The following is a 24,080-nucleotide window of genomic DNA, read 5'->3' on the forward strand; positions in this document are numbered from 1 at the left end:
ATCTCAGATTTACCCAAGACTGGAGTCACTAGGAAATTTTATGAAGCTATTAAACTAATCCAGTTTCTCCTGAAATCATTACGGACAAGGTAAATAAAATAAAATTAAGAAGAATTAAGGAATAAGTAAAAAAGATAAATTTAATAAATCTCTGCGTTCACCTTTTTGAATGGGTTCTGGTGCTGCTCCTAATCAAACCCCGATGTTCATCCAATTAAGACTGATAACATTTGCGTATAAAACAGCATCAAAAAGGCTAAATCGCTAATGACTACTGAGAAATGACAGATTCTCTATCATAAGTAAGAGTCATAAAGAAGCTAATATTTGCAACGATCGCTTCTAAACATACAAAGAGTTATTCATGCAAATTCAAACACCAGACTGGGTGAAGCACGCTGTTTTCTACCAAATCTTCCCAGATCGTTTTGCCAGAAGCAAACAGCCGCGCAAACGGTTATTGCAAGAAGCCCGTTGGGAAGATTGGGACTCTATGCCAACTCTCCAGGGCTATAAAGGCGGCGATTTATGGGGGATTATGGAGGATTTAGACTACATCCAGAATTTAGGGATTAACGCGATTTACTTCACACCCATTTTTCAATCCGCCAGTAATCATCGCTATCATACCCACGATTATTATCAAGTTGACCCAATGCTGGGGGGCAACGAAGCTTTTAAGGAATTGCTCGATGCAGCCCATCAACGGAATATCAAAGTCGTTCTGGATGGGGTATTTAACCATTCTAGCCGGGGTTTTTTCTTTTTCCACGACGTTTTAGAAAATGGCCCCCATTCGCCTTGGGTAAATTGGTTCAAAATAGAAGGTTGGCCCCTTTCGGCTTACAATGGCGAATTTCCTGCCAACTACGTAGGCTGGGCGGGAAATCGCGCCTTGCCAGAATTTAACCACGATAATCCAGAAGTACGAGAATACATTATGGAAATTGCCGAATATTGGATTAAATTCGGCATTGATGGTTGGCGATTGGATGTACCATTTGAAATAAAAACTCCTGGTTTTTGGCAGGAATTTCGCGATCGCGTCAAAGCCATCAATCCCGAAGCTTATATTGTGGGCGAAGTCTGGGGAGATTCACGCGAGTGGTTGGATGGAACGCAATTTGACGGCGTGATGAATTATCTATTTGCTGGGCCAACAATTGCCTTTGCAGCAGGCGATCGCGTAGTCTTAGAACAAGTCCAAAGCCGCGACTATCAACCCTACCCACCCTTATTTGCTGCCGAGTACGCCACCAAAATCCAAGAAGTACTGCAACTTTACCCTTGGGAAATTCAGCTAACTCAACTCAATTTGCTTGCAAGTCACGATACAGCGCGATTGATGACCATTGCAGGCGGCGATATAGGCAGTATAGAATTGTCAACTCTACTGTTACTCACCTTTCCCGGCGCCCCCAGCATCTACTATGGTGATGAAGTTGGTTTACCTGGTGCAATAGATCCCGACTCACGCCGTGGTTTTCCTTTAGAGAGTAACTGGAATCAAGAAATTTTTAATACTCACCACCAGTTAATTGCCCTCCGCCACACTTACCCAGCCTTGCGTACTGGTGATTACCAAGTTCTCTATGCTCAAGGACAACTTTATATCTTTGCGCGAACTTTGGGGACAGAGGAATTAATAATTGCCATCAACGCTGGCACAAGTTCGGCAACAGCGAATGCAGATGTCGCTACTTTGCGTACTCAACCCAACAAGCCTTTATATGGCACTGCTGAAGTTGAGTGGAATAGTAAAGGAGATCGGCAGTTGTCATTGACTGTTCCCGCACGCAGTGGGTGCATTTTGGGGACTGGGGATTAGGTATTGGGGACTGGGGAACTGGGGAGAAGTTGCAGTAAGTTTTTTTCCTCTGCCCCAATGCCCGATGCGCCATGCCCCATGCCCAATTACATTACCTTCCCGCCACCATTGCAGGCACCAACACCGCATCGATAACGTGGATCACGCCATTGTCTGCCAGAATATCTGTTTTTAGGACATTGGCGTTATTTACCTTAAATTTACCGTCGGCAGATTCAATGGCGACAATTGACCCTTCAAGCGTCTCTGCCTCGTTAATCTGTACCAAATCATCAGACCTGACATCCCCACTAGCGATATGATACGCCACAATTTTCTGGAGCTTGGGGATATCTTGTAGTAATGAGTCTAAAGTTCCCTCTGGCAGATTAGCAAAAGCTTCGTCAGTCGGTGCAAAGAGCGTGAAAGAACCAGGGCTTTTCAAAGTTTCTATGAAATTTCCAGCTTCAGCAGCTTTTATTAGAGTATTGAAATTACCTGCTGCGATCGCAGTTTCCACAAGGTCAGCCATGAGGGTGCGTTATTTAATACTACAAGTTACTTATAAAGTGACTAAAATATCTTAGCCTCTATCAATAGAGAGGTTGCTGGCGATTTAACAGACAGCAGTAGACTGATTTAGTACTGTTACACTGGAGAATGACCCCAAGAACCACTGATTATGCTAAAGCGTTCTAAGTTCGAGACAACTCAATCTCAGATTATGCACCGTGCTGAGGATCTGATTAGTGCAGCCTCAAATCGATACCGCATTACGGTTCAGGTAGCAAATCGTGCTAAACGTCGGCGTTACGAAGACTTTGAAAGTAACGAAGATGCGATGATGAAGCCGGTGCTAAGGGCAATAATCGAAATGTCCGATGAGTTGACTCAACCAGAAATTATCGGCGAACTATAAGATTGAGTGCTGAGTGGTAAGTGCTGAATTCTGAATCAGGCAAATTCATCTTTTCACTCAGCAACGCCCAAAATATTGTTCTATGAAAAAGAAAAAATTTCTATTTAAATCAATTTTCTCAAAACTCACAACTCAGGACAAGCGAAACGCCGGGCTACCGCTAACACTACTACTACTTACCTTAATACTAGTGAGTGTAATTGTTTTAGGTTCAGGAGCGGATAAATCAATACATAGAATATTTAGTATCCAACCTGCTTCTGCCCAGAGAATCACGCCTAGCGATGTTTGGCAGCTGGTGTATCAACAATTGCCAGATTTTCCACGGGAAAATAAGTATATCAGTAAAGAAAATGGGAAAGTTGCCGAAAACAACACTTTAGCAAATCGCCTAATTAGATATCACATTTATACCAAAGGGCGGGCCCCCATTTATCGCTTAGATTGGAAGTTGACTTTAGCTGATTACCTGGGTGTGAACGAAATTATGTATGATACTACCTATCCAGGGAATGACTCACTACGGGAAAATCCGATAGAAGGCGATCGCAAAGCTATCAAAAGTCTCACCCGCAGCCAACGAGATGCCCTAGTACAAGTCTTAGTCAATATATTTAATCCTGCTTCCCAAAATACCCTATCTCCTAATTCCAATACCGCACCCAGTCCGACTACATCAACTACCCCACAGCCACTACAACGAGGAGGTGCCGAACTCCTAAAATGATAAATTTTCCTTGTTTTGAAACAACTCGGTTTTGACCGAGAAGGGTGTGGGGTGTGGGGTTGCAGGTATTAGATAAAGAACGTTCTCCCGCACCCAACGGGTACAATCCCCTGTTTTTAAATATGGAAAAAATCAAAAGATGTATGTAGTGACACGTATGTGCAAGATATACAGCGTCCGTTTTGAAACCCCTGCTTTTAAGTATGGGGTTCCCCACACCCCACACCCTATCCCCTACACCCTTTTCATTCAGCACTCAGCTATATTTGCCAACAATTTGACTCACCTTGATAAAGGTACTGTGCGCCTCTACCCGTTTACCTTATTTAACGTGAGTTCGATAAACCTCTCCCTGCCTTGACCTAAAGTTCAAGGCTGTCCCTCTCCGAGTCGGAGAGGGACGATTTTGCCAAGTAAAATCAGGGAGAGGTCTTTTTGATTGAGCGAATTAAAGGACACTATATAAGCCGTCGAATTCACGTTTATTTAGACAGAAATCGCTATAACTCATTGAGAATGCTAGAAGTTATTAGGCAAAGGTAACAAGTCACAGTAATATAAATGTACTAATATAATTCAAAGCAGAGAAACTCATGCCACACCAAAAAAAACAGGAGGGTGGTTATTGCTGAGAGACTAATGCTACCTTAAAGCCACAAATTGATTCACCATCACCGCCAATGCCAACATACCCAAAATTGTCATTAATCCCGCAGGCATAAACTTGCGTGTTTTTGCCAGTCTCAATGCAAATAAAACTACTAAAACAGCAGTAACTAACACTGCTAAAATCGCACCCCAAGTTTGTCCTTGGAGTTGAAAGTAAGCGGCAAGTATTAGTAATAAACCGCTAATGCTACCGCTTAAGAGTGAAACCTTACTTGTAGCTTGAATGTAGCCAATAACCCCACCAACAATCGCTAATATACCGTAGGCAAAAGCAGCAATTATACTTAAATTCATTGTTAAAACCTATGTAGACTTTGACTTTACTGCCAGGGTCAGCAGACAATTTACCATAGCTATCTAGCTATACCACACAGTTGATTTATGGATAATCAAGCGATGCCAATGGCAAGTACTTCTTCATATACAAAGATTCAATATCTCCAGCGCCAAGCAGCCTCACTTTTACTGTACCAATCTGTTCTGCAAGGCGAAGTCGGGATAGCATTTCTGGAACTGTTGCAAGCTATACGTTACACTGACACCGATGCACGGGGTTGTCTCCAAGCTTACGGCAATTACTTTTACGCTTTGGCTGCTAGAAATCAAAACTGGGAAGACTATTTAATTACTCAAATTCTCTTTTGTGAGAATCCTTTTACAAGGCTGGCGGGAGTGCAAGAATTTGAAGATTTGCCCCCAGCTTTAATAACAGCAGTTCAGCATGATTTACAAGTATTGCAAAGTCTTTATGAGTGTAGCAGCGCTTCTTTGAGCGAGTGGGTACAAAACGTAGCTCACATGCCGATTTCACCAGTAGTGTGGTATAAAGAGCAAGACTTGCTAGGAGTAGAGACAAAATTCATTACATATCTACAAGAGTTAGATAATTGGGGTGATGCTGTAGAAGAGTTAGCAGCTTATTATCAGCAATGTGGCTCTGGTTTATTTGCAGAATATCGCGCTTTACGCTGGCAATCTGGGCAGTTTATCGGTATTAAATATTCTGACCCGGTTAAACTGAGTTCGCTTGTCGGTTACGAATCTCAAAAAGATGCTTTGCTGAAAAATACAGAGTTTTTATTATCAGGAGAGATGGCACTGCATGTATTACTTTACGGTAGTCGCGGTTCTGGCAAATCTTCTTTAGTGAAATCTTTGTTGAATGAATATAGCGAGCGTAGCCTCCGCTTATTGGAAGTGGCAAAATCTGATTTAAAAGACTTACCAGAAATCGTGGAACATTTACGGGGTGTGTCACAAAAATTTATTATCTTTGTCGATGACCTTTCATTTGAAGAAGATGATGATGCCTTTAAAGCCCTCAAGGTAGTTTTAGAAGGTAATTTAACGGCACGGCCGCAAAATGTAGTTGTGTATGCTACTTCCAATCGCCGCCACTTGATTCGGGAGTTTTTTGTGGATAGACCTGCACCAAAGGATAACGAGGAAATCCATGCCTGGGATACGATGCAGGAGAAGCTTTCGTTTAGCGATCGCTTTGGTTTAACCTTAACTTTTGAACCAGCCAATCAGAAAACTTATTTAAAAATTGTACAACATCTAGTGGCACAAGCTGAAATTAATATTACCCAAGAAGATTTAGAATTTCAGGCATTACAATGGGCAACTCGTCATAATGGTCGTTCTGGACGTACAGCACGGCAGTTTGTTGATTTTTTAAAAGCAGATTTAACAATTTTTCATGCAAATAAAAATATATCCAACACTTAACATTAAAATTATTTCATTAATGATTGCGCTTTTTTGTAAATTACAGAACAATGTTATGCAATATTAACTAAAATTAAAGATTTCATAACAATTACGATCCCAAATCTGGGAAAAATATCTTGAATAACAAACAGAACAATAAATTACAAACCACTTACATTAAGTATTTTATGTATATGTGTTGTTTAATTACGAGTTACGTTAGCGTAGCGGTAGCGAGTCCACGTACTCTTTCAGAGAAGCAAGCTACGCTTTTAGCGTCTCGTAGAGAGCGTCATTACGAATTATAAATTACTATGAAAGCTACTTATTCAGATAATTTAATTACGCTAAAAACCAGCAATATGCAATCAGTAACGATCGGCAATAGATTTATACTAGTGATAGTTGCCTTTAGTGTGAGTTTTGGTCTTAGCCTTGTCCCAAGCTGGGATTTTAATAAAGCCTTTCTCACAGGTGTAATTACTGCCGTTACTATCCATACAACAGCATTATTTATAGACAAGCGGCGTAGAAATTATGAAATGTTTGTTTTAGGTTCGCTCCGCAAGCGAATTAAAGATATGGAGGAATTAAAGGCTCGTGTTGTCAGAGAAATAAATCAAATTGAAGAACATCATAATTTACTATATGCTGAATCACAACAGCTGCAAAATCAAGTTATAGAAAGTCGTAGCCAAAGAGATAGTTTACATCGAGAATTAAGAGCATTTGCCGGACAAAAGAAGCAATTAGAAACAGAAGTTAATAGCCTGCAACTTGAAATTAATAATTTGCAGAATAATCAAACTGAATTGAACAATGCTTTTTCTATTCTCACCGCAGAAAAGCGCCGTTTAGAGTCAAATTGTAATGTATCTCGCGCTGAAATCGCTCAGTTGCAAAGTCAAATTTCCGAGCTACAACACGAGAAACAAGAAATTGAAAGTAATTTAACTCTTTTAGGCAGACTCAAACCCCAATTAGAAGAAAAATTATACGAACTGCGAATTGCAATTCAAGAGCTAGAAGTTGAGACAACCCAAAGTAATCAATTGCTGGTAGCAACGAAAACCGAAAGAGAAAATATGCAAGCTATTCTTAATTATTCACAAACCCAACTCGCAGAACACAAAGCCGAATTACAGCAATTACAAGGCCAAGTTTCATTATTGCAAGAAGAACGAGACTCATTACAAAATCAAGTATGGGAATTACTACAACAAGTAGAAACCTTGAATCCAGAGCCTTTGTCGGATAATTCCCAAGAAGATGATATTGAGTTGTTTCCATTTTCCGAAATAATTGAATCTTCAGATGTAATTGAAAATTCGGAAGTAGAGACATCAGAAAATATCTCTGAAGAATGGACTAATTTTCTCGGAAATATTCCAAAACATGAGTTACAAGTATTAAAAGCTATAGTTGAACAAGATAATCCCAATAGTGCTATTAAAAAAATTGCTGAAGCAAATATCACTATGCCAAATTTATTAATCGATTCTATAAATGAACGTGCAAATGATACTATTGGGGAATTAATAATCAATTCTGATTCCGAAAGTCCAAAAGTTTATCAGGAGCATATAACAGATGTCAAAAAAATGATTGCGATGTATGAAGGTCTCATGACCAGACATACTTCGTCAAATTAAATTGTTATTGCCGTCGTAAGATTTAGTAGTAAGATGATATCCCTTACTTACTTACCGCGTGCTTCTGCGTTTAGAATCAAGTGAAGTGTAATACATGGCAAAGTTCAAAATCTCGAAGAAAATCTCCACTGCTTTAATCAATTCCCTTGGTGCGGGGGTAGTACCAAGAGTGGGAGTTGAATATATCGCAGTAGGTCGAGAAAAAGAACTAACAAGCCTATTACAAAATCTCGATGATATTGCAGAAGGTGTCGCAGCATTTCGCTTCATAATTGGTAACTACGGTTCTGGGAAAAGTTTTTTATTACAACTAATTCGTAATCGAGCGATGGAGCAAGGTTTTGTAGTAGCTGATGCTGATTTATCTCCCGAACGGCGATTAGCTGGAAGCAACAATGAAGGTGTTGCTACCTACCGAGAATTAATGAGCCACCTCGCTACAAAAACTCGTCCTGATGGTGGTGCTTTAGTCTCGATTTTAGAAGGATGGATTAATAAAATTCAACAAGAAGTGGTTAAAGAAACTGAAATGCGTCCCAATGACGATGGTTTTGATGACCAAGTTGAATCGAAAATTAGGGAAGTGGTTCAGTATATTGAAGATTTAGTTCACGGTTTTGATTTTGGTAGCGTGATTATCGCTTATTGGCGTGGCTACCGAATGGATGATGATAATTTAAAAAATGCGGCGATGCGCTGGTTGCGAGGAGAATTTACTACTAAAGTTGAGGCAAAAGCTGCTTTAGGAGTGCGCATTATTATTGATGATGATAGTTGGTATGATTATATAAAACTGTTTGCGAAATTTGTGGCTGAAATTGGTTATAAAGGACTATTAATTTTAGTTGATGAAGCCGTACATTTATATCAAATATCTACTACAGTCACGCGGGAAAAGAATTATAATCGACTGCTGGCAATGTTTAACGATACTATGCAATGCAAAGCAGAACATCTTGGTATTGTCGTTGGTGGAACAACCAAGTTTTTAGAAGACCCCAAACGAGGACTTTTTGCAGACCAAGCTTGGCAAAGACGCACCAAAGAAAGTCGTTTTGCTGCACAAGCTAATGTTCAGGAACATTTAGGGCCAGTGATTCGCCTAAATCCGTTGAGTGAAGCAGAAATCTTGACGCTTTTGCAACGTTTAGCTGAGATTCATGCACTCAATTTTGGGTATGAACAGACTTTGACAAATCGTGAGTTGAAGGAGTTTGTGCAAGAAATTATTAGTCGCTTGGGTGCAGAAGCATTACTCACACCAGGGGAAATTGTGCGAGATTTTATGAGTGTGCTGAATATTCTTCACCAAAATCCAGAAATTGCGTTTGGTGAATTAATTCATGGCTCTAAATTTAAACCTACTGCTATGGGTAAGGATACAGATGAGGATGAGGATGGCGCAGCCGAATTTAGTTTGTAATTAGTAATGAAGACATCGAGCCAGAAGAACAAGCTGATTGAAAAATTTATCTGTTTTCAGGATTGGTTAAAATAGCTTTTGGTTGATTAGCATTAAATAGAGAAGCAGACAACAGAATAATCGGCTTGTTTGTTTGGTTTTCTGCATAATGAACCATTCCGGCAGATTCAACTAAAGAATCTCCCACTGTAAGCTGTATAGTTTTCGCTTTTTGAAGAATCAATTCTGTGCCGTTAGCTTTCGTTACTTTCGCTTCTCCTTGCACAACAGTATAAGTTAAAGTTCCCACCTCTACTCGTTCAATCTGCATTCCTGGATGAGTATGAGTAGGGAGTTTTGCTCTTGGTGCGATGGTATAGCGTACAAGCTCAAGAATCTGCTTTTTATCTTGAGTAGGATAACCACTCGCTAAAACTTCACGGGTAACAGATTGAGTGTAAGTATTGGGTGAGGAGATTTCTTGGCTTTTAACAACTACATTGCCAAAAGCTAGGATAGCAAAGGGGAGAATCAAAGACAGTTTTCTCATATTAAAAGTTTTTTGTTTGGGCAATACCTTTAATTAAATCATTTAAAGCATAAGGTATCAGTATTTAAACGTGTTTTAGAGAATAGAACACTTTTTTACGCGTAGGCGTAGCCCGCCGTAGGCATCGCACCAACAAAATCATTCCCTAGCACTCTCTGGAAACAACCGATTCAAGTCTAATAATGCATCTTCAAATCCAGGAATATCTACTGATTGATTCGGTAAATAAATCTGTTTGCTGAGATAGCTAAACTTATTTTGAGCGTTTTGATATGGCTGGCTATGACGCTCAAGTTGACGAGCCGGTAAATTCACAATCCAGTAATGATAAATTCCAGCTTCTGCATACAAAGACAACTTGATTATTTGGTCGTAATCTATGGTTTTATCTGAAATTTCAATCGCTAACAAAATATCTTCTGGATAGGGATGATGAGCGAGATAATCTTCATCTCTTCCTCGTGCAATGACAACATCCGGCTCAGGCTCACTTTGATTAGGAAGGGTGATGGGATCTTGTCCCCGGATGACTGCTCCATCGCCTAGAAGCCGATCCAATTGACGGCATAGGATAGAACTACAAACTGTATGAGGCGTTCCCTTTGCTGTCATTTGAATCAGTTCCCCTCGAATCAATTCAATACGATCGCTCTCTGTCAGAAATCCGAGTTCAATCAATTGATGGTATTCTGCGATCGTAAATCGCTTAGGTGTTACAGCATTCATGAGACATCTTTCCAAGAGTACTTGTCACTAGCAAAGATTAAACTGACTGCGTTGTTTACCGCCCCAGGTTTTGCAATGCTTCAAATTGCTGCCAACAAAGATACAATGCACGCGGTACGTGAAAACATCCTTTCCATTTGCCGCCTTTGAGGTTCAACAATACTTCCCCACGCCGATTCAGGTAGCCAAACCATTCACCATACTCGGAATCAGCAAAGTGTGACCAGGCGTAATCGTGCATCTTTTGATACGATTCCCAACACACCTCACGCCCTGTCAGCCGATAACCCATCGCTAATGCAACCAATGACTCTAGGTGAACCCACCACAGCTTTTGATCCCATTCTAGTTGTTGTGGAGGATGACCATCTGCATCCATAAAGTAATACAATCCGCCGTACTCGTTATCCCAAGCAAAATTCAGAATATTTAGCACTACATCAACGGCTTGGTTAATAGTTTTGGTGTCATTTTTCCGACGCGCGATGTCCATGATAAACCACATCGCTTCGATCCCGTGACCTGGATTAATCACCCGTCCCTCAAAACTATCGATATGAGAACCGTCAGGAGCAACGTTTTCGTACATTAGTCTTCGTTCTTGGTCGAGAAAATCCGTCATCACTTCGCGGACTGTCTCAGCGAGGACATTCTCTAGTGTTTCCTTTGGTAGCAACCATTCCATTTCTAGAGTCAGGTTGGCTAAAATCATCGGTACAGCCAATGATTTCATCGGGCGTGTGCCGGGATAAGTTTTATTATATTTGCCCTTGGGGTTATCTTTGCGGCGTAATACGTTGTTATAAGCTTGCATTGCTACATCCTTTGCCCATTCTTCGCCGCCAGCGAGTGCATATTGACTAAATGCCATCGCTGCAAAGCAATCAGAAAAGATATTGTAAGGGTGAACTAATGGTTTCCCTTCACGAGTGAGGGCAAAGTACCAGTTACCATCGCTATCTCTGCCATGTTGGGCGAGAAAATTAGCACCGTTGCTAGCAATTTTTAGCCAATTTTCGCGCTTTTCTAGCTGGTTGTAAAGCATGGAAAAAGTCCACACCTGGCGGTTTTGCAGCCAGATGAATTTGTCTGTATCATAAATTTTGCCTTCGCGATCGAGGCAGGTAAAATAGCCGCCTTGCTGCCAATCGAGAGAATATTTTTCCCAAAAGGGGAGTACGTCGTTGAGGAGGGCGTTTTTGTAAAGTTCAGCGTTCGCTTGAAAGTCCTTCTCCATAAATTTGCTTCTCTTTTTGTACTAAATCTAACAGCTTAACAGTTATCATATTTTGGCTCTAATATGGAGCGTAGGCGTAGCCCTTCGTAGACATTATGTCAGGCTTTTACAAGATTTAGTCAACAGAAGTTATACTTCTATCTTGGATCTTGCACCATTCTCAATAACCGTAGGGTAGTTTTTTAGAGATGAGGTTGTTATGAGTCAGATTGAACGAGTTGCGATCGTTGGAGGAAACCACGGTAATGAGCTAACAGGAGTACATTTAGTCAAAAAGTTTCAGCAATATCCTAATTTAATTAACAGGGCAAGTTTTGAAACTCTGGCATTACTTGGCAATCTCAAAGCTATTGAAGAAGGCAAACGATACATTGAAAAAGATTTAAATCGTTGTTTCACTAATCAAGGTTTACAAAATCCCCAACTCTTAAGTTATGAAGATATGCGGGCAAAAGCAATTCAACAGATATTGCAACCGCAAAATCAGCCCTTTGTAGATGTAATTGTTGATTTGCATAGCACAACTGCCAATATGGGGTTAAGTCTGATTTTTTGTGATATGCATCCTTTCTTGCTCCGGTTAGGCGCTTATTTAAGTTCTATCAATCCTTTGGTGAAAGTCTTTATTAATCAGGAATCCAAAGAAAATGGTTTTCTCCGTTCTTTGTGCGAATTGGGTTTTGTTATAGAAGTTGGTGCTGTAGCTCAAAATGTTTTAAACGCCAAATTATTTCAGGAGACAGAACAGCTTATTTATGCAGTTTTAGATTATTTTGAAAGGTGCAATCAGGGTAATATTCCGCAGACAAGCAATCACCTTACACTTTATAAATACATTCAGACTATCGATTATCCGAGAAGCGATGCCTACGGTGGGCTGCGCCTACGTGGGGAAATTCAAGCCATGATTCACCCCCAGCTTCAGTTTAGGGATTATGAACCTTTGCATCCAGGCGATCCAATGTTTTTGACTTTTGAAGGAAAAGATATTTTCTATGAGGGAGCGTCTACTGTTTATCCTATTTTTATTAATGAAGCAGCTTACTACGAGAAAGGAATTGCGATGTATTTAAGTCAAAAACAGGAAGAAATAGTTTGATTTATTCATCGCCTTTGCCTAACTTTTATCTCTATTTTTATTCTCTAACACCTCTAAACCACAAATCCCAGAACTACAGACAAATATTTTTGGCAATTAATATCAATTTTCTGCTTGCAATAACCAAAAGCCGCTATAAGTCATACCAGAATCATCGGGTTGAACTAACAAAAAATGCAATCCTCGGCAATGCTTTTTACGTTGTTCAAATGCTTGGGCTGCTGTGGTAACTTCTGGATCTTCAAATGTGGCAACAATCCACCTATCTACCAAGCTAGCTTCTAATATTAAGCCATCCGGTGCGCCAGAAATGTAGTTCAAGCTGACGGCACGGGCTTGCTGCAACCACCGTGCTAGGCGCATTGATTGCCGTCCCCCATAAATTACTACACCAGGAACGGGAACTGTTGATGCCAAACCTAAATTGATGGGTTTGAAATGTTCTGGAACGTGCAAAATGGGAATAGGGCGATCGCTAAATCTCGTTTCTACATCACTAGCAGCTAAACTTGCAAAACGCCATTGTTCTCCCCAAAGGTTTTCTGGTAATGGTGTTGGGGGTGGTTTATCCAGGGTTGAGGGATATTGCTTTTCTTCTAACCACTGCTTTAACGCCAAGGTGTGGCGGGTAGGTTCGACATTTATACTTAAATTGCGTCCAGCCGCCTCAATTAAGTTTAGAGACTGAGGACGAAACACCTGAATTACATCTGGCAATTTTTCACCAGCAGCTAGCTCAAGTTGAGTCGCAACCCAATTAGAATTTGCTGCTGACTGGAGACAGGTGGCTTCATATTCAAAGCTGCGAGTTGCGTCACAAATCAACAATTCCCATAAAATTTGTCCAGACGCATCTTGTGAGGGACGACGATAAAAATCAACCTGCCAAGTTTTCATAATTATGGGGGGATGGGGCATGGGGCATTGGGCATGGGGAGATGGGAGAAATAGCTGAAAGTTTTAAGTTCAGAGGTTCAACTTCCGAGTTCAGAGGTTCAACTTCCGAGTTCAAAGGTGCAACTTCCGAGTTCAAAGGTGCAACTTCCGAGTTCAGAGGTACAACTTCCGAGTTCAAAAGTATAATTTCCGAGTTCAGAGGTTCAACTTCCGAGTTCAAAGGTTCAACATTCAAGCTCATCTTCCCATGCCCAATGCCCAACACCAATTTATAAAGCCTGAATCCATTCTTTGACTGAATATTCAGTCCAGATGCCATTTTTCCAGTAAGGATCGTTTTCAATTAACTGGCGCACAGTGGCTTCGTCTTCGGCTTCGTAAATCCCAAAAACTTTTGTAACATCCTTGGTGGGGCCGATAGTAATCAGCACACCGGATTCTTTCTGTTTTGCTAATCCGTCTAAATGAGCTTGACGATAGGGGGCGCGTTTTTCGATAACGTCTTCGCAGTAAGTTCCCCAGAGTACATATTTAGGCATGGTTAAGACTATTTTGGATTTTGGATACTTCGACTTCGCTCAGTACAAGTTTTAGATTTTGGATTTTAGATTTTGCAGCCAGTGCATCGGGGAGTGAGGAATTATATCATGTTCGCTTGGTTACTTATTAAACTTCAAGAACCCCACCCCGCCAAAGCTACGCTTTGTCTCCCCTCCCCGCCTGCGGGGAGGGGTTGGGGGTGGGGTGTAATAATTGTGGAAATCAAACTAATTACCCGGACTTGATATTATTAATTTCTCACTCCTAGCAAATGACAAATGACTAACTTCTCAAGTTAACACCGAATTTTTCCACCAAAGCTTCGCGGACTTTATTATGTACTGGTTCGACTTCAGCCTCAGTCAGAGTACGATCGCTAGCCCGATAAATTAAGCGGAATGCTAAACTCCGTTGTCCTTCGGGGACGTTTTCGCCCCGATATTCATCAAATAATTCCACCGATTCGAGCAAATCTTTACCAGCTTTGGTAATTACTTTTTCAATTTCGACAACTGATATTTTCACGGGTGCGAAAAAGGCAATGTCGCGATCGCTAGCTGGATATGTAGAATAAGGCTGGAATCTGGAGACGAGAATTTCATCTTCTCCCAGAGAATCTAAAAGCACATCTAGATCCAATTGAAAGACATAAACGGAATCTGGTAAACCTTTTTCTCGTCGCAGTTGGGGATGGAGTTGTCCAAAAATCCCTAGTCTGTTACCCCGAATCCACAGGGAAGCAGTGCGTCCTGGATGTAAGCGATCGTCGCGGCGATCGGGTTGAAATTCGATTTGCAAGCTAAGTTGCCGAAATACACTTTCTAAAATGCCTTTGGCTTCAAACCAGGTGATGGGTTCTTCGCGTCCACTTTTTGACCATCTGCCAACGGAAATATCCCCTCCCATAATTCCCGCCAAGGCTTCTGTTTCTTGCAAACCGTCTTCTTCTTGCCAGAAAATTTGCCCGATTTCAAAGCCGTTCAGCGCACCATTACCCTGCTCTAAATTGTATTGAAAAGCATCAATTAACCCAGAAATCAAATCGGTTCGCAGCGCTGAATATTCGACAAATAAGGGATTGGACAGTACTATATTTCTGTCTTCTCCTGGTTTGACTAAAGAATAGTGAATTAATTCTGTCAATCCTTCAGCCCGCAGGAAAGCTCGTAATTTGCGAATCACTTCCTCATCTAAAGGCAGATAACCAGCTTCCGCTTTTTCTGGTAAAGTATCGCAGAATTTGTTGTAACCATAGAGACGGGCGATTTCTTCAATTAAATCAATTTCGCGCTCTAAGTCGCGGTAACGATAGGGTGGTACGGAAACTGACCATCTAGGTTGATGGCTGCTATCTTCTCCTGAAGAAGTTAACTGACATCCCAATGCAGTCAGGATGCGCTCAACATCTTGTCCTTGGAGTTCGCCTGTATCTTCTCCTAAATCTATCGGCCCCAATATCTGATTAACTCGCTCTAAACGCAGGGCGATAGAACGACTCCAAGTAGACGGATCGGGGCGGGTGTCGGCAATTTCTTGCTGGACAATAATTCCACTGGCTAATTCGCTAATTAAGGATAAGGCGCGGCGATTGGCTATTTCCAACTCAGCCCGATTAACTCCCCGTTCGTATCTGCCAGAAGCCTCACTTCTTAACCCTACACTCCTCGAAGAACGGCGAATTGCCACGGAATCAAATAAAGCTGCTTCTAAAACTAGGCTTTGAGTACCTTGATGGACTTCTGTTTCTTCCCCACCCATAACTCCCGCCAATGCAACAGGTTTTTCGTTAGCGGTGATTAACAAATTTTGGGATGCTAGGGTGCGAGTTTGTCCATCTAGGGTTTTGAGGGATTCTCCATTATTGACAAAGCGAACGCCGATGCTTAAATTTTCACCACCTGCAACAGATTTTAGGCGATCGCCATCAAAGGCGTGCAGTGGTTGTCCCCATTCCAACAAAACGTAGTTAGTAATGTCCACCACATTACTGATAGGACGTACCCCAGCCGCCCGCAAACGCTGTTGCAACCATTCGGGAGACGGAGCAATTTTCACCTGTTCAATTACCGTACCGATGTATGCAGGACAAGCTTGGGTATCGGCAATTTTTAAAGCTAAATTTCCAGCATTTTTGGGAATAGATACTTCAGCAGGTTCAGGAATGCTCAACTTTCCACCCGTTAAAGCGGCTACTTCTCTGGCTACACCTACCATACTCAGAGCATCAGCGCGATTTGCAGTTGCCGTCAGGTCTAAAATTACATCATCTAAACCCAACAACGGCCGGACATCACTACCCAATGGTAAATTTTCCTGGGTAAAAATGTGGATTCCGTCTACATCGGTAGGCAAACCGAGTTCCTTTAAAGAACAAATCATGCCCTGAGATGGGACACCACGTAGTTTTGCAGGTTTAATTTTTAAATCTATTTTGGGTAAGTAAGTACCCGTAGTTGCCACAGGTACATAGATATCTGCCTTCACATTGGCAGCGCCACAGACAATATTTAAAGTTTCACCTGTACCGATATCCACTTGGCAAACACTCAATTTATCGGCGTTGGGATGGGGTTGACGCTCAAGCACTTTGCCAATCACTACGCCATTTGCCCAAGTGCGGCGGTCTTCAATCTCTTCAACCTCAAACCCCGCCATTGTCAGGGTTTCGGCTAATTCTTCTGGACTAAGTTTTATCTCTACTAGTTCGCGCAGCCAATTTAGAGAAATACGCATGGAGTGTGCTTGTTTTAGGAATCGTCTTTTGCTCTTATTTTAGGGTGCCTGCTAGCGATCGATGGCTACTCGCCCCGCAAGGCACACCCTTTCACTTGAACAATCCTACTACGTTAGACAAGCAATGTAAAAATAAGTAAATACTGAGAATATATCTACGCAGGGAAGAAATACCGATTATCCAAAATCCGGCTACAGATGTCAAGCTGAAAATCCAGATTCAGTCTAACTTTTTTAATTACGAATTACGAATTACGTAGCTTGCTTCTCACCAAAGGCGAGTATTACGAATTACGAATTACGAATTACGAATTACGAATTATTTAGTCATCTAATTTTTACTAACAACAATTTTAGCAATGTAGTCTTTAAGCGCGATCGCCTTTTTGCTATTTGGGTATGGGGAAACCCCTATCAATGTCACCGAATACTTATCTAAAAATTGAATTGGTAAAGCATCACGACCTGGGACAAGGGTTAGCGTTAATGTTGAAACTTGCTGACCATTTTTTATGATGTCTAATCCAATAATAACTTGCCCTTGCCAAATACAAGTTACATCAGAAGGGCACCGAGAATCCTGGATAACTTTTGAAAATTTGATTTCAATATTGTCAGTGGGGAGGTAGGCTGTCCTTCCATATCTCAGATAAAATGGAGTATTTAAAGTAGTTCCAACTCTAGCCATCAATTGTTGATGATTCCCTTGAGCAATTGATTTAACTTCTATGCTTGAAGGCTTGATATTTGATAATATTCCATAGCTAGGAAGACAATTTGCTCCACCAATCAATGTTAATATCACTGCTACGCTTACTACACTTTTCATTTTTTATACTCCATAATTAGGAAATTTTATTATTAGTTGAGCCAGAAAGCAGGCTGATAAATTGTTCTATGTTCTGCTAGAGTGAAGCTTTAAAAGATAAAACGCAATTAGCTAACTTTTGTGCGTAGGCGCAGCCCTTCTCCTATCGGAGACGCTCTTGCTAGCTTGCTTCCCCGGAGGGGTACGGGTGCGCTCAGGAAGCGCCCGTCGTAGACATTGCTTCTTGGATAACCATTACGATTGAGAACCATTTGGTTTCTCACGCTTGAGCTAAAATACCATAAATCGAGCAATCTAAATACACAAGCTTTTTTCTGATTTCAAAAACTTCAACAGCGCTTTTCCAACAATTCGTTGCTTGATTTATCTTGAGGATTCACTCTAGTTTTACTTTCTAGCACTATTAGTGCATAGTTTAGCAATTATTACATTATGTAAAAGGGACATTATTTTTTCTCTATTCTCAACAAGCCCAGCTTATTGAAATGAGCAACGATCGCGATTTCACAAGGCGTAGCCCATCGGAGATATGGCTTTGAGACTTGGAAAATAAATCAAATGAGAAATGCTGATTTTTCTGGTTGGTTCTTAACATTGGTTGCGATCGCGAGTAATTTAGATGCGATCGCTAGAGCGATCGCAGAACTTGAATCTTTAAAACTCGATAAAACCTCACAAGTAATATTTTCTCACTCAATAGACTACAAAAATTACATTTTTCTCTTTTTTGTAGTGTAATTATATTGCATTGTGTTGTCGAACTCCAAAGAGATAAATTTGCCCCTCTTTGAGCCGAACAAATTACTGTACAAACTGCCTCTAAAGCATTCACTATCAGGATTATCGGACAATTTGCTGAAATTTATCTCAACAATATCGAAAGAATAGACAATCCAATCTAAAGAATAGGCAATCCAATCGAAATTTTGTTCATTTTAAATGTAAATCTGATTTTATATACTTTTACTAAATGTGGTGATTGCTGTTTTTATTAGTAATTTTTATTGAAAATAAAAGTAAAAAAAATGCTTTCATTCATGTCGTTAATCTTCCTCTTGATAGAGGTATTTCAGTTTGAGTAATAGGAGTTTAATTCTAATGGCAACTTCTGGCAATAGCAATCAAACAACTGGGTCACAAAGTACTAGTAACAATTTAACTGGTAATAGCAATTTTTCTTTCAGTGATGGCAAATGGCAGTCTAGCGATGGCAGCAGTTTAGATGGTAGCGGTGGCTTCGGTGGCAGTGCCTCCGGTAGCAGTGCCTCCGGTAGCAGTGTCTCTGGTGGCGGTGGCCCCGGTAGCGGTGGCTTTGGTGGCAGTGGCTCTGGTAGCGATGGCTTTGGTGGTGCTGCTAGCGGTAGTAATCCTTTCACTTCCTTCATCGGTGGTGGTAACTCATCCACAACCAGTGAAGATGGAAAGTACAAATATAATTACGAGCGACCACTTGACGAGCGGGCTTTAACTGATACCAATAATCCGTTCAATCAACTCATCGGAGTCCTTGGCGGTGATATTAGTGCATTAGGTGGTGGTAGCGACAACCCCTTTGCTGGTGGCGCATCTGGTGGGAACGCATCTGGTGGTAATGCATCTGCTGGTGGCGCATCTGGTGGTAATGCATCTGGTGGTAATGCATCTGCTGGTGGCGCATCTGGTGGTAATGCATCTGGTGGTAATGCATCTGCTGGTGGCGCATCTGGTGGTAATGCATCTGGTGGTAGCGGCAACCCCTTTACTGGTGGCGCATCTGCTGGTAACGCATCTGGTGGTAGCGGCAACCTTCCTGGTAACTTACCATTTGGCAGCACTCCGCCCTCCAAGGAAAGTGGTAGCAACCTACCTGAAACTGGCAACGGTCAACCTGTACCTTATAAGAGCGACAACTGGATAGCTGATATTCAAAAATTAGATGGTGCAAATGCTACCGGCAACAGTGGTCAAGGTAACGGTAACTGGCTATATGGTAGTAACAACACAACCGACGGTAATGGTAACTGGAATTTTGGTAGCGGTAACACAACCAACGGTAACGGTAACTGGAACTACGGTGATGGCGGCAAAACCGAAGGTAATGGCAACTGGGGCTTTGGTAACGAGAGCACAACCAACGGTAACGGTAACTGGAACTTAGGCAATAACAACGACATTCTTGGTAATGCCAATACACTACCTGGTAGTAAAAACGATATCCTTGGTAGTGGCAACACTGCCAATGTAACTAACAGCAATCTTCTTGGAAACCGGATTGAAGCCAGTGGTGATGACAAAACACTCGTTGGTAATGAAGGCTGGAATTTCTCTGTTAGTGGCGAACTGATATCACTAGGTAGTACTAAGCCTAGCCAAAATATAGGAACTGATGTCAGCAGTTTACTCAGCAGTTCTGACCTTGTAACATCCGCCATATCAAATCCAGGCTACAACAACCCAAATTATGATTTCTCTACCATAGCCTAAAAGTTTGTAGCAGACAGGAGCCAGTTTTGCATCGGTAAGCCTGTCTATTGTGGCAATGGCCCTTTTTACCAACTTGAGTTGATTACATTTTGAATACAATACTTCTGGGTTAAGCTTTGCAGTTGACATTGCTCTCATTGAGCGGCGCAAGAATCAACCTTCTATAGCAATCCTAAATCATTCGTGAGAGAGAAAATCGCTGAAAGGCTTTAAAACACCCACTTTTAATCTCAGTATTTTCTCACGTTTCAATTCGGATTGCTATAGTACTTCAAGAATTTCAATCTGTTAGGACTTACGCAAACTCTACGATTCTTGACGTTATTGGCGTTCTTGGCAGTTCGATAAATTAAGCTTTTTAACACTTTTTGCGTAAGTCTAATCTGTAATTAACCCAGAAGTATTACTCTTTGAAATGTAATGGGTAAGGTAGTTAATTTAAGTCAAATGCATAAAGACTATTTTCAGTAATTCGGCGCGAGTAAACGGTTTAGTCAGATATCCAGATGCCCCAACTAATTTCGCTTTTACTTTGTCTACGATTCCTTTATTCCCAGTGACAAAGATAATCGGAGTATTTTGAAATAAGGAATTATTTCGTATAATCCGGCACAACTCATAGCCATCAATTCCTAGCATGTTTAAATCCAACAAAATTAAATCCGGTTTGTGCCTTATAATTGACAAAACTGCTTTCACTGGATCGTTAATAGTCACTACAGAAAAATTTTCATTTTCTAAGAAATAACTGATTTCTTTAAGAATTGTAGGGCTATCATCTACAGAAACGATTTTGTGGACTTTTTTTACTGTCACAGTAGCAGCCGTTACTCTTGGAGAAGCAGAATTTATGTTATTTGATATTGTTGGTTCCTGAAAGTTTTCTTTGGAAGGAGTAGAAATCTGTGGTAATCGCTGAACAGGCACTATTTTCTCTTCAGGAATATTTTGGTAAGAATTGACAGTGTTACTTAGTTCTTGTTTCGTGTCAACTAACCCTGAAATCAATTTTGAGAAAAGCGATTGCTCCTCAAAAATCTTTGGTAACTTATCATAAGGTGGATCGGGTTCATGAAGGATAATCGCACCCTTAAGGATGTAAGGGTATAAATTGCGAGCTAGTTGAATTTCATCTTGATTCAAAATTACAGCCAGATGACACAGGCTAAAACCCTTCATCCAGTTAATTAAATCTGGCTGTAGGTTTGGTAAATCTTGGTCATCAAACTTGCTATTAATCAATAGATATGGACGTTGATATGCAGAAGAAATTTTAGGTATAAAAGCCTGCCAATTCTGTAATCTTACTTGGCAATACTCTAGAATTTTTTCGACACCTAGCCGACAAATTTTTGGCATTCTCTCAATTGGTTCTGTTAATTCATAAGTACCTTCTTTGATGAGCAAAAATGATTCAATTATCTCTTTAACTAATTCTTGAACCAGTACTGCTGCTTGTGTAGAATGTAGATGTTGTTGACTAACAAGCCAGGATATAGCCTGATACTCAGGAGGGTGGCTTCTCGAATTAGTGTCATCTTTGATTAACTGACTGTGTGAGTCAGGTTCAAACATCAGCCGTACTTGAGAGCGAACCTCATTAGTCAGGAGTGGAATTTGCTGGCTGAGGCGTCGCAAATGGCGTTCTAATCGATCGAAGGGTTCCACGGAATGGGTAGCGTAAGTTATTTTGCCCTGTTCTAAGTAAATCGACCAATAAACTGAGTTACTCAATACTTGTAAACAAGTACTGTCTGAACAATTAGATAATTGTCTTAACAAACTTAGAGGACGTAGTTTGGTGAATGTACCTGAGTTATTCATATTTTTCAAGTTTTTTGCGGAATCAACAAGCGAACATTTGTAGATTGAAAATATGAGCTATAAAGTATTCTCTTCTTTGTAATATTTTTCTAACCACAAATTATTTATTTGAAAATATGTACATACATTAAAAATTGTAAGGTTTATAAATCCTTTGTTACATTTAGCACGTTTTACTTAATCTATCTCAAAAAACAAGTAGGTATGAATAAGGGTAAGCATCTATCATAGCGAGATTATCAGTAGATGTTGGTTAATTCTGGATTTTACTAGCTACTGACAACTCTTGAGTGAAGACCTTAATAATGACGTTTATTTATGCGCACTCACTTCAAAAAGCAAATTTAATTCCAAACTTGCGTAGTTACACTGATATACTTATAGAGTTAACAAGTTTAATTATGGTTAATTACTTTTCCTTAAAGAAACGATTCTTCTACATAAAATCTTTAAAAACTTATCTAAAAAAGTTTACGTATTTATTGTACTGTAGGTTTAATGGATATAAATTTTTGGTAGATACATTACAACAGGTAATGCTGGGTTTTGATAAACTCTTTTTTGCTAAACTAAGCTGTACTCAAGTTCATCTAAAATATATAGAGAACTTCATGAAAATAATTTGTTTAATAAAGATTAGAGCATCTACCAATAGATACTATATTCTGTAGTCGCCTCGGCGATTGGAACTATATACTCTGAGCAAAGGGAAATAAAGCTTTGGACTTTAACATAACACAAAAAGTTATGCATGATACATTAAGACTTGATGAAGTAGTAGAATTTGCTGAGAACCCAGAACCCCGTTGTCCTTGTGTACTTTTATTAGACACATCTGGGTCGATGCAAGGAGAGCCGATTGAGGCTTTAAATCAAGGTTTACTAAGCTTAAAGGATGAACTAGTCAAAAATTCCTTAGCCGCGAGACGCGTGGAAGTGGCGATCGTCACTTTTGATAGTAATATCAATGTAGTACAAGACTTTGTGACTGCCGATCAATTCAATCCGCCGATTTTGACAGCCCAAGGCTTGACTACAATGGGTGCAGGAATTCATAAAGCTTTGGACATAATTCAAGAGCGGAAATCTCAGTATCGTGCCAACGGGATTGCTTACTATCGTCCTTGGGTATTTATGATTACCGATGGAGAACCCCAAGGTGAATTAGAGCAAGTGGTAGAGCAAGCATCCCAGCGTCTACAGGGAGACGAGGCGAACAAGCGGGTAGCATTCTTTACAGTTGGAGTAGAAAATGCGAATATGACGCGTTTAAATCAAATAACTGTACGTACTCCCTTAAAACTTAAAGGATTAAATTTTATCGAGATGTTTGTCTGGCTGTCAACTAGTATGTCGGCTGTTTCTCATTCTCAAGTAGACGAACAGGTAGCACTACCGCCAATTGGTTGGGGGACTGTTTAATGAAAAATCGCAGCTTGATGTTTACACAGCTAGCTGCTTGAAAAAAAATTTATGAACATATCAAAACAGATTGCTCAATGGCGGATTGTGGCTGCGTCTGTATGTGGTACAAGTCACTTAAAAAACAATCAATTATGTCAGGATGCTCATCACTGGCAAATATTGTCAGATAATGTTTTAGTGGCGGCCGCAGCAGATGGCGCGGGTTCTGCTAGCCTTGGGAAAGTGGGAGCGATGGTTGCTGTGGAGACAGCAATCGAAAACATTTCTACCAAGGGGCTGACCCGAAAAAGTTTGACTGATGATACATTGGTGCGATCGCTCTTAAATGATGCCATATTCGCCGCCAAAAAAGCTGTGGAAGATGAGGCAGCTACTTGTGACAAACAGCCTCAAGATTTAGCAACTACCTTAATTATGCTGGTTGCCACACCAGAAGTTGTAGCTGTAGTTCAGATAGGCGATGGTTTGGCAGTGGCTAAAGATAGTCTGGGCAACCTATTGGCACTGACGATGCCTGACAGTGGTGAATACATCAACGAAACCACTTTTTTAACTTCACCCAATGCCTTAGATACAGCACAAATGAGATTATGGCGCACAGACATAGTAAACGTTGGTATCATCACCGACGGATTACAAATGCTGGCTTTGAATATGGTTGTTGGCGAACCTCACAAACCATTCTTTTTTCCGCTGTTTGAATTTGTCGCCAATACCGAGGATAAGACAGAAGCGAAGGAGCAATTGGTAAAATTTTTACGCTCAGAGCGGATTACGCAACGCACTGATGATGACTTAACACTCATTATAGCTGCATTCAACGACTCATGAGCAACAAATCTACAGGTTTCACATCTTACAATAACTT

General features: G+C 40.6%; 23 protein-coding genes. 11 read left to right on the forward strand and 12 right to left on the reverse strand.

Going from position 1 to position 24,080, the window contains the following annotated elements:
* The first annotated feature begins 364 nt into the window (after positions 1-364).
* Positions 365-1,828 carry a glycoside hydrolase family 13 protein gene (locus RMZ95_RS15785; protein WP_322683712.1) on the forward strand — a complete coding sequence of 488 codons (1,464 nt, stop codon included), beginning with the start codon at positions 365-367 and terminating at the stop codon, positions 1,826-1,828.
* Positions 1,829-1,919: 91 nt separating this feature from the next.
* On the opposite strand, the gene RMZ95_RS15790 is transcribed toward RMZ95_RS15785, so the two are convergent.
* Positions 1,920-2,339, reverse strand: coding sequence for a fasciclin domain-containing protein (locus tag RMZ95_RS15790; RefSeq protein ID WP_322683713.1), 420 nt, complete (start codon positions 2,337-2,339; stop codon positions 1,920-1,922).
* Between the two features lie 150 nt (positions 2,340-2,489).
* On the opposite strand from RMZ95_RS15790, the gene RMZ95_RS15795 reads away from it, so the two are divergent.
* Both RMZ95_RS15795 and RMZ95_RS15800 read left to right on the forward strand, forming a co-directional pair.
* Positions 2,490-2,726: a DNA-directed RNA polymerase subunit omega gene (locus RMZ95_RS15795; RefSeq protein WP_094351515.1), complete on the forward strand. Its 237-nt coding sequence runs from the start codon at positions 2,490-2,492 to the stop codon at positions 2,724-2,726.
* A gap of 82 nt (positions 2,727-2,808) precedes the next feature.
* Complete coding sequence (locus RMZ95_RS15800; protein ID WP_322683714.1) at positions 2,809-3,453, forward strand: hypothetical protein; 645 nt, start codon at positions 2,809-2,811, stop codon at positions 3,451-3,453.
* A 642-nt stretch (positions 3,454-4,095) separates the two neighbouring features.
* Here RMZ95_RS15800 and RMZ95_RS15805 read toward each other — a convergent pair.
* A complete protein-coding gene (locus RMZ95_RS15805; protein WP_322683715.1) occupies positions 4,096-4,416 on the reverse strand; it encodes a TMEM14 family protein in 321 nt (106 codons plus the stop codon).
* Between the two features lie 87 nt (positions 4,417-4,503).
* Here RMZ95_RS15805 and RMZ95_RS15810 point away from each other — a divergent pair, with 87 nt between their 5' ends.
* From RMZ95_RS15810 to RMZ95_RS15820, 3 genes are all read left to right on the forward strand, one after another.
* Entirely contained in the window at positions 4,504-5,853 is a 1,350-nt protein-coding gene (locus tag RMZ95_RS15810) for an ATP-binding protein (RefSeq protein WP_322683716.1), read from the forward strand.
* Positions 5,854-6,149: 296 nt separating this feature from the next.
* Positions 6,150-7,487, forward strand: a complete 1,338-nt coding sequence (locus RMZ95_RS15815) for a tellurite resistance TerB C-terminal domain-containing protein (RefSeq protein WP_322683717.1) — start codon at positions 6,150-6,152, stop codon at positions 7,485-7,487.
* A gap of 94 nt (positions 7,488-7,581) precedes the next feature.
* On the forward strand, positions 7,582-8,910 hold the full coding sequence (locus RMZ95_RS15820; RefSeq protein WP_322683718.1) for an ATP-binding protein: 1,329 nt from the start codon (positions 7,582-7,584) through the stop codon (positions 8,908-8,910).
* A 46-nt stretch (positions 8,911-8,956) separates the two neighbouring features.
* On the opposite strand, the gene RMZ95_RS15825 is transcribed toward RMZ95_RS15820, so the two are convergent.
* From RMZ95_RS15825 to RMZ95_RS15835, 3 genes are all read right to left on the reverse strand, one after another.
* Positions 8,957-9,439 carry a cupin domain-containing protein gene (locus RMZ95_RS15825; RefSeq protein ID WP_322683719.1) on the reverse strand — a complete coding sequence of 161 codons (483 nt, stop codon included), beginning with the start codon at positions 9,437-9,439 and terminating at the stop codon, positions 8,957-8,959.
* Positions 9,440-9,577: 138 nt separating this feature from the next.
* Positions 9,578-10,165, reverse strand: a complete 588-nt coding sequence (locus RMZ95_RS15830; RefSeq protein ID WP_322683720.1) for a Uma2 family endonuclease — start codon at positions 10,163-10,165, stop codon at positions 9,578-9,580.
* A gap of 55 nt (positions 10,166-10,220) precedes the next feature.
* The gene (locus RMZ95_RS15835; RefSeq protein ID WP_322683721.1) at positions 10,221-11,402 is read right to left on the reverse strand and encodes an AGE family epimerase/isomerase; all 1,182 of its coding nucleotides are present in this window, start codon (positions 11,400-11,402) and stop codon (positions 10,221-10,223) included.
* Between the two features lie 199 nt (positions 11,403-11,601).
* On the opposite strand from RMZ95_RS15835, the gene RMZ95_RS15840 reads away from it, so the two are divergent.
* Positions 11,602-12,501, forward strand: a complete 900-nt coding sequence (locus tag RMZ95_RS15840) for an aspartoacylase (protein ID WP_322683722.1) — start codon at positions 11,602-11,604, stop codon at positions 12,499-12,501.
* A gap of 102 nt (positions 12,502-12,603) precedes the next feature.
* On the opposite strand, the gene RMZ95_RS15845 is transcribed toward RMZ95_RS15840, so the two are convergent.
* From RMZ95_RS15845 to RMZ95_RS15870, 6 genes are all read right to left on the reverse strand, one after another.
* The gene (locus RMZ95_RS15845) at positions 12,604-13,398 is read right to left on the reverse strand and encodes a Tab2/Atab2 family RNA-binding protein (RefSeq protein WP_322683723.1); all 795 of its coding nucleotides are present in this window, start codon (positions 13,396-13,398) and stop codon (positions 12,604-12,606) included.
* Positions 13,379-13,639 carry a hypothetical protein gene (locus RMZ95_RS15850; RefSeq protein ID WP_409882768.1) on the reverse strand — a complete coding sequence of 87 codons (261 nt, stop codon included), beginning with the start codon at positions 13,637-13,639 and terminating at the stop codon, positions 13,379-13,381. Before RMZ95_RS15850 ends, RMZ95_RS15845 begins: the two co-directional genes overlap by 20 nt.
* Before the next feature lie 28 nt (positions 13,640-13,667).
* A complete protein-coding gene (locus tag RMZ95_RS15855; protein ID WP_289799149.1) occupies positions 13,668-13,937 on the reverse strand; it encodes a YciI family protein in 270 nt (89 codons plus the stop codon).
* A gap of 283 nt (positions 13,938-14,220) precedes the next feature.
* On the reverse strand, positions 14,221-16,671 hold the full coding sequence (gene pheT / locus RMZ95_RS15860; protein WP_322683724.1) for a phenylalanine--tRNA ligase subunit beta: 2,451 nt from the start codon (positions 16,669-16,671) through the stop codon (positions 14,221-14,223).
* Positions 16,672-17,002: 331 nt separating this feature from the next.
* On the reverse strand, positions 17,003-17,500 hold the full coding sequence (locus tag RMZ95_RS15865; protein WP_322683725.1) for a hypothetical protein: 498 nt from the start codon (positions 17,498-17,500) through the stop codon (positions 17,003-17,005).
* A gap of 107 nt (positions 17,501-17,607) precedes the next feature.
* A complete protein-coding gene (locus tag RMZ95_RS15870; RefSeq protein ID WP_322660902.1) occupies positions 17,608-17,751 on the reverse strand; it encodes a hypothetical protein in 144 nt (47 codons plus the stop codon).
* 307 nt (positions 17,752-18,058) lie between these two features.
* Between RMZ95_RS15870 and RMZ95_RS15875 the strand changes: the two genes are divergently transcribed.
* Together RMZ95_RS15875 and RMZ95_RS15880 are read left to right on the forward strand one after the other, a co-directional pair.
* A complete protein-coding gene (locus RMZ95_RS15875) occupies positions 18,059-18,238 on the forward strand; it encodes a hypothetical protein (RefSeq protein WP_322683726.1) in 180 nt (59 codons plus the stop codon).
* Positions 18,239-18,598: 360 nt separating this feature from the next.
* On the forward strand, positions 18,599-19,963 hold the full coding sequence (locus tag RMZ95_RS15880) for a hypothetical protein (protein WP_409882771.1): 1,365 nt from the start codon (positions 18,599-18,601) through the stop codon (positions 19,961-19,963).
* A 438-nt stretch (positions 19,964-20,401) separates the two neighbouring features.
* On the opposite strand, the gene RMZ95_RS15885 is transcribed toward RMZ95_RS15880, so the two are convergent.
* Complete coding sequence (locus RMZ95_RS15885) at positions 20,402-21,787, reverse strand: response regulator (protein ID WP_322673798.1); 1,386 nt, start codon at positions 21,785-21,787, stop codon at positions 20,402-20,404.
* 747 nt (positions 21,788-22,534) lie between these two features.
* Between RMZ95_RS15885 and RMZ95_RS15890 the strand changes: the two genes are divergently transcribed.
* Complete coding sequence (locus RMZ95_RS15890) at positions 22,535-23,209, forward strand: vWA domain-containing protein (RefSeq protein WP_322660910.1); 675 nt, start codon at positions 22,535-22,537, stop codon at positions 23,207-23,209.
* Between the two features lie 51 nt (positions 23,210-23,260).
* On the forward strand, positions 23,261-24,043 hold the full coding sequence (locus RMZ95_RS15895) for a PP2C family serine/threonine-protein phosphatase (RefSeq protein ID WP_322683728.1): 783 nt from the start codon (positions 23,261-23,263) through the stop codon (positions 24,041-24,043).
* The last annotated feature ends 37 nt before the right edge of the window (positions 24,044-24,080 follow it).

The sequence above is a fragment of the Nostoc sp. DedQUE07 genome (genome assembly GCF_034530975.2).
Classification (GTDB): Bacteria; Cyanobacteriota; Cyanobacteriia; order Cyanobacteriales; family Nostocaceae; genus Nostoc.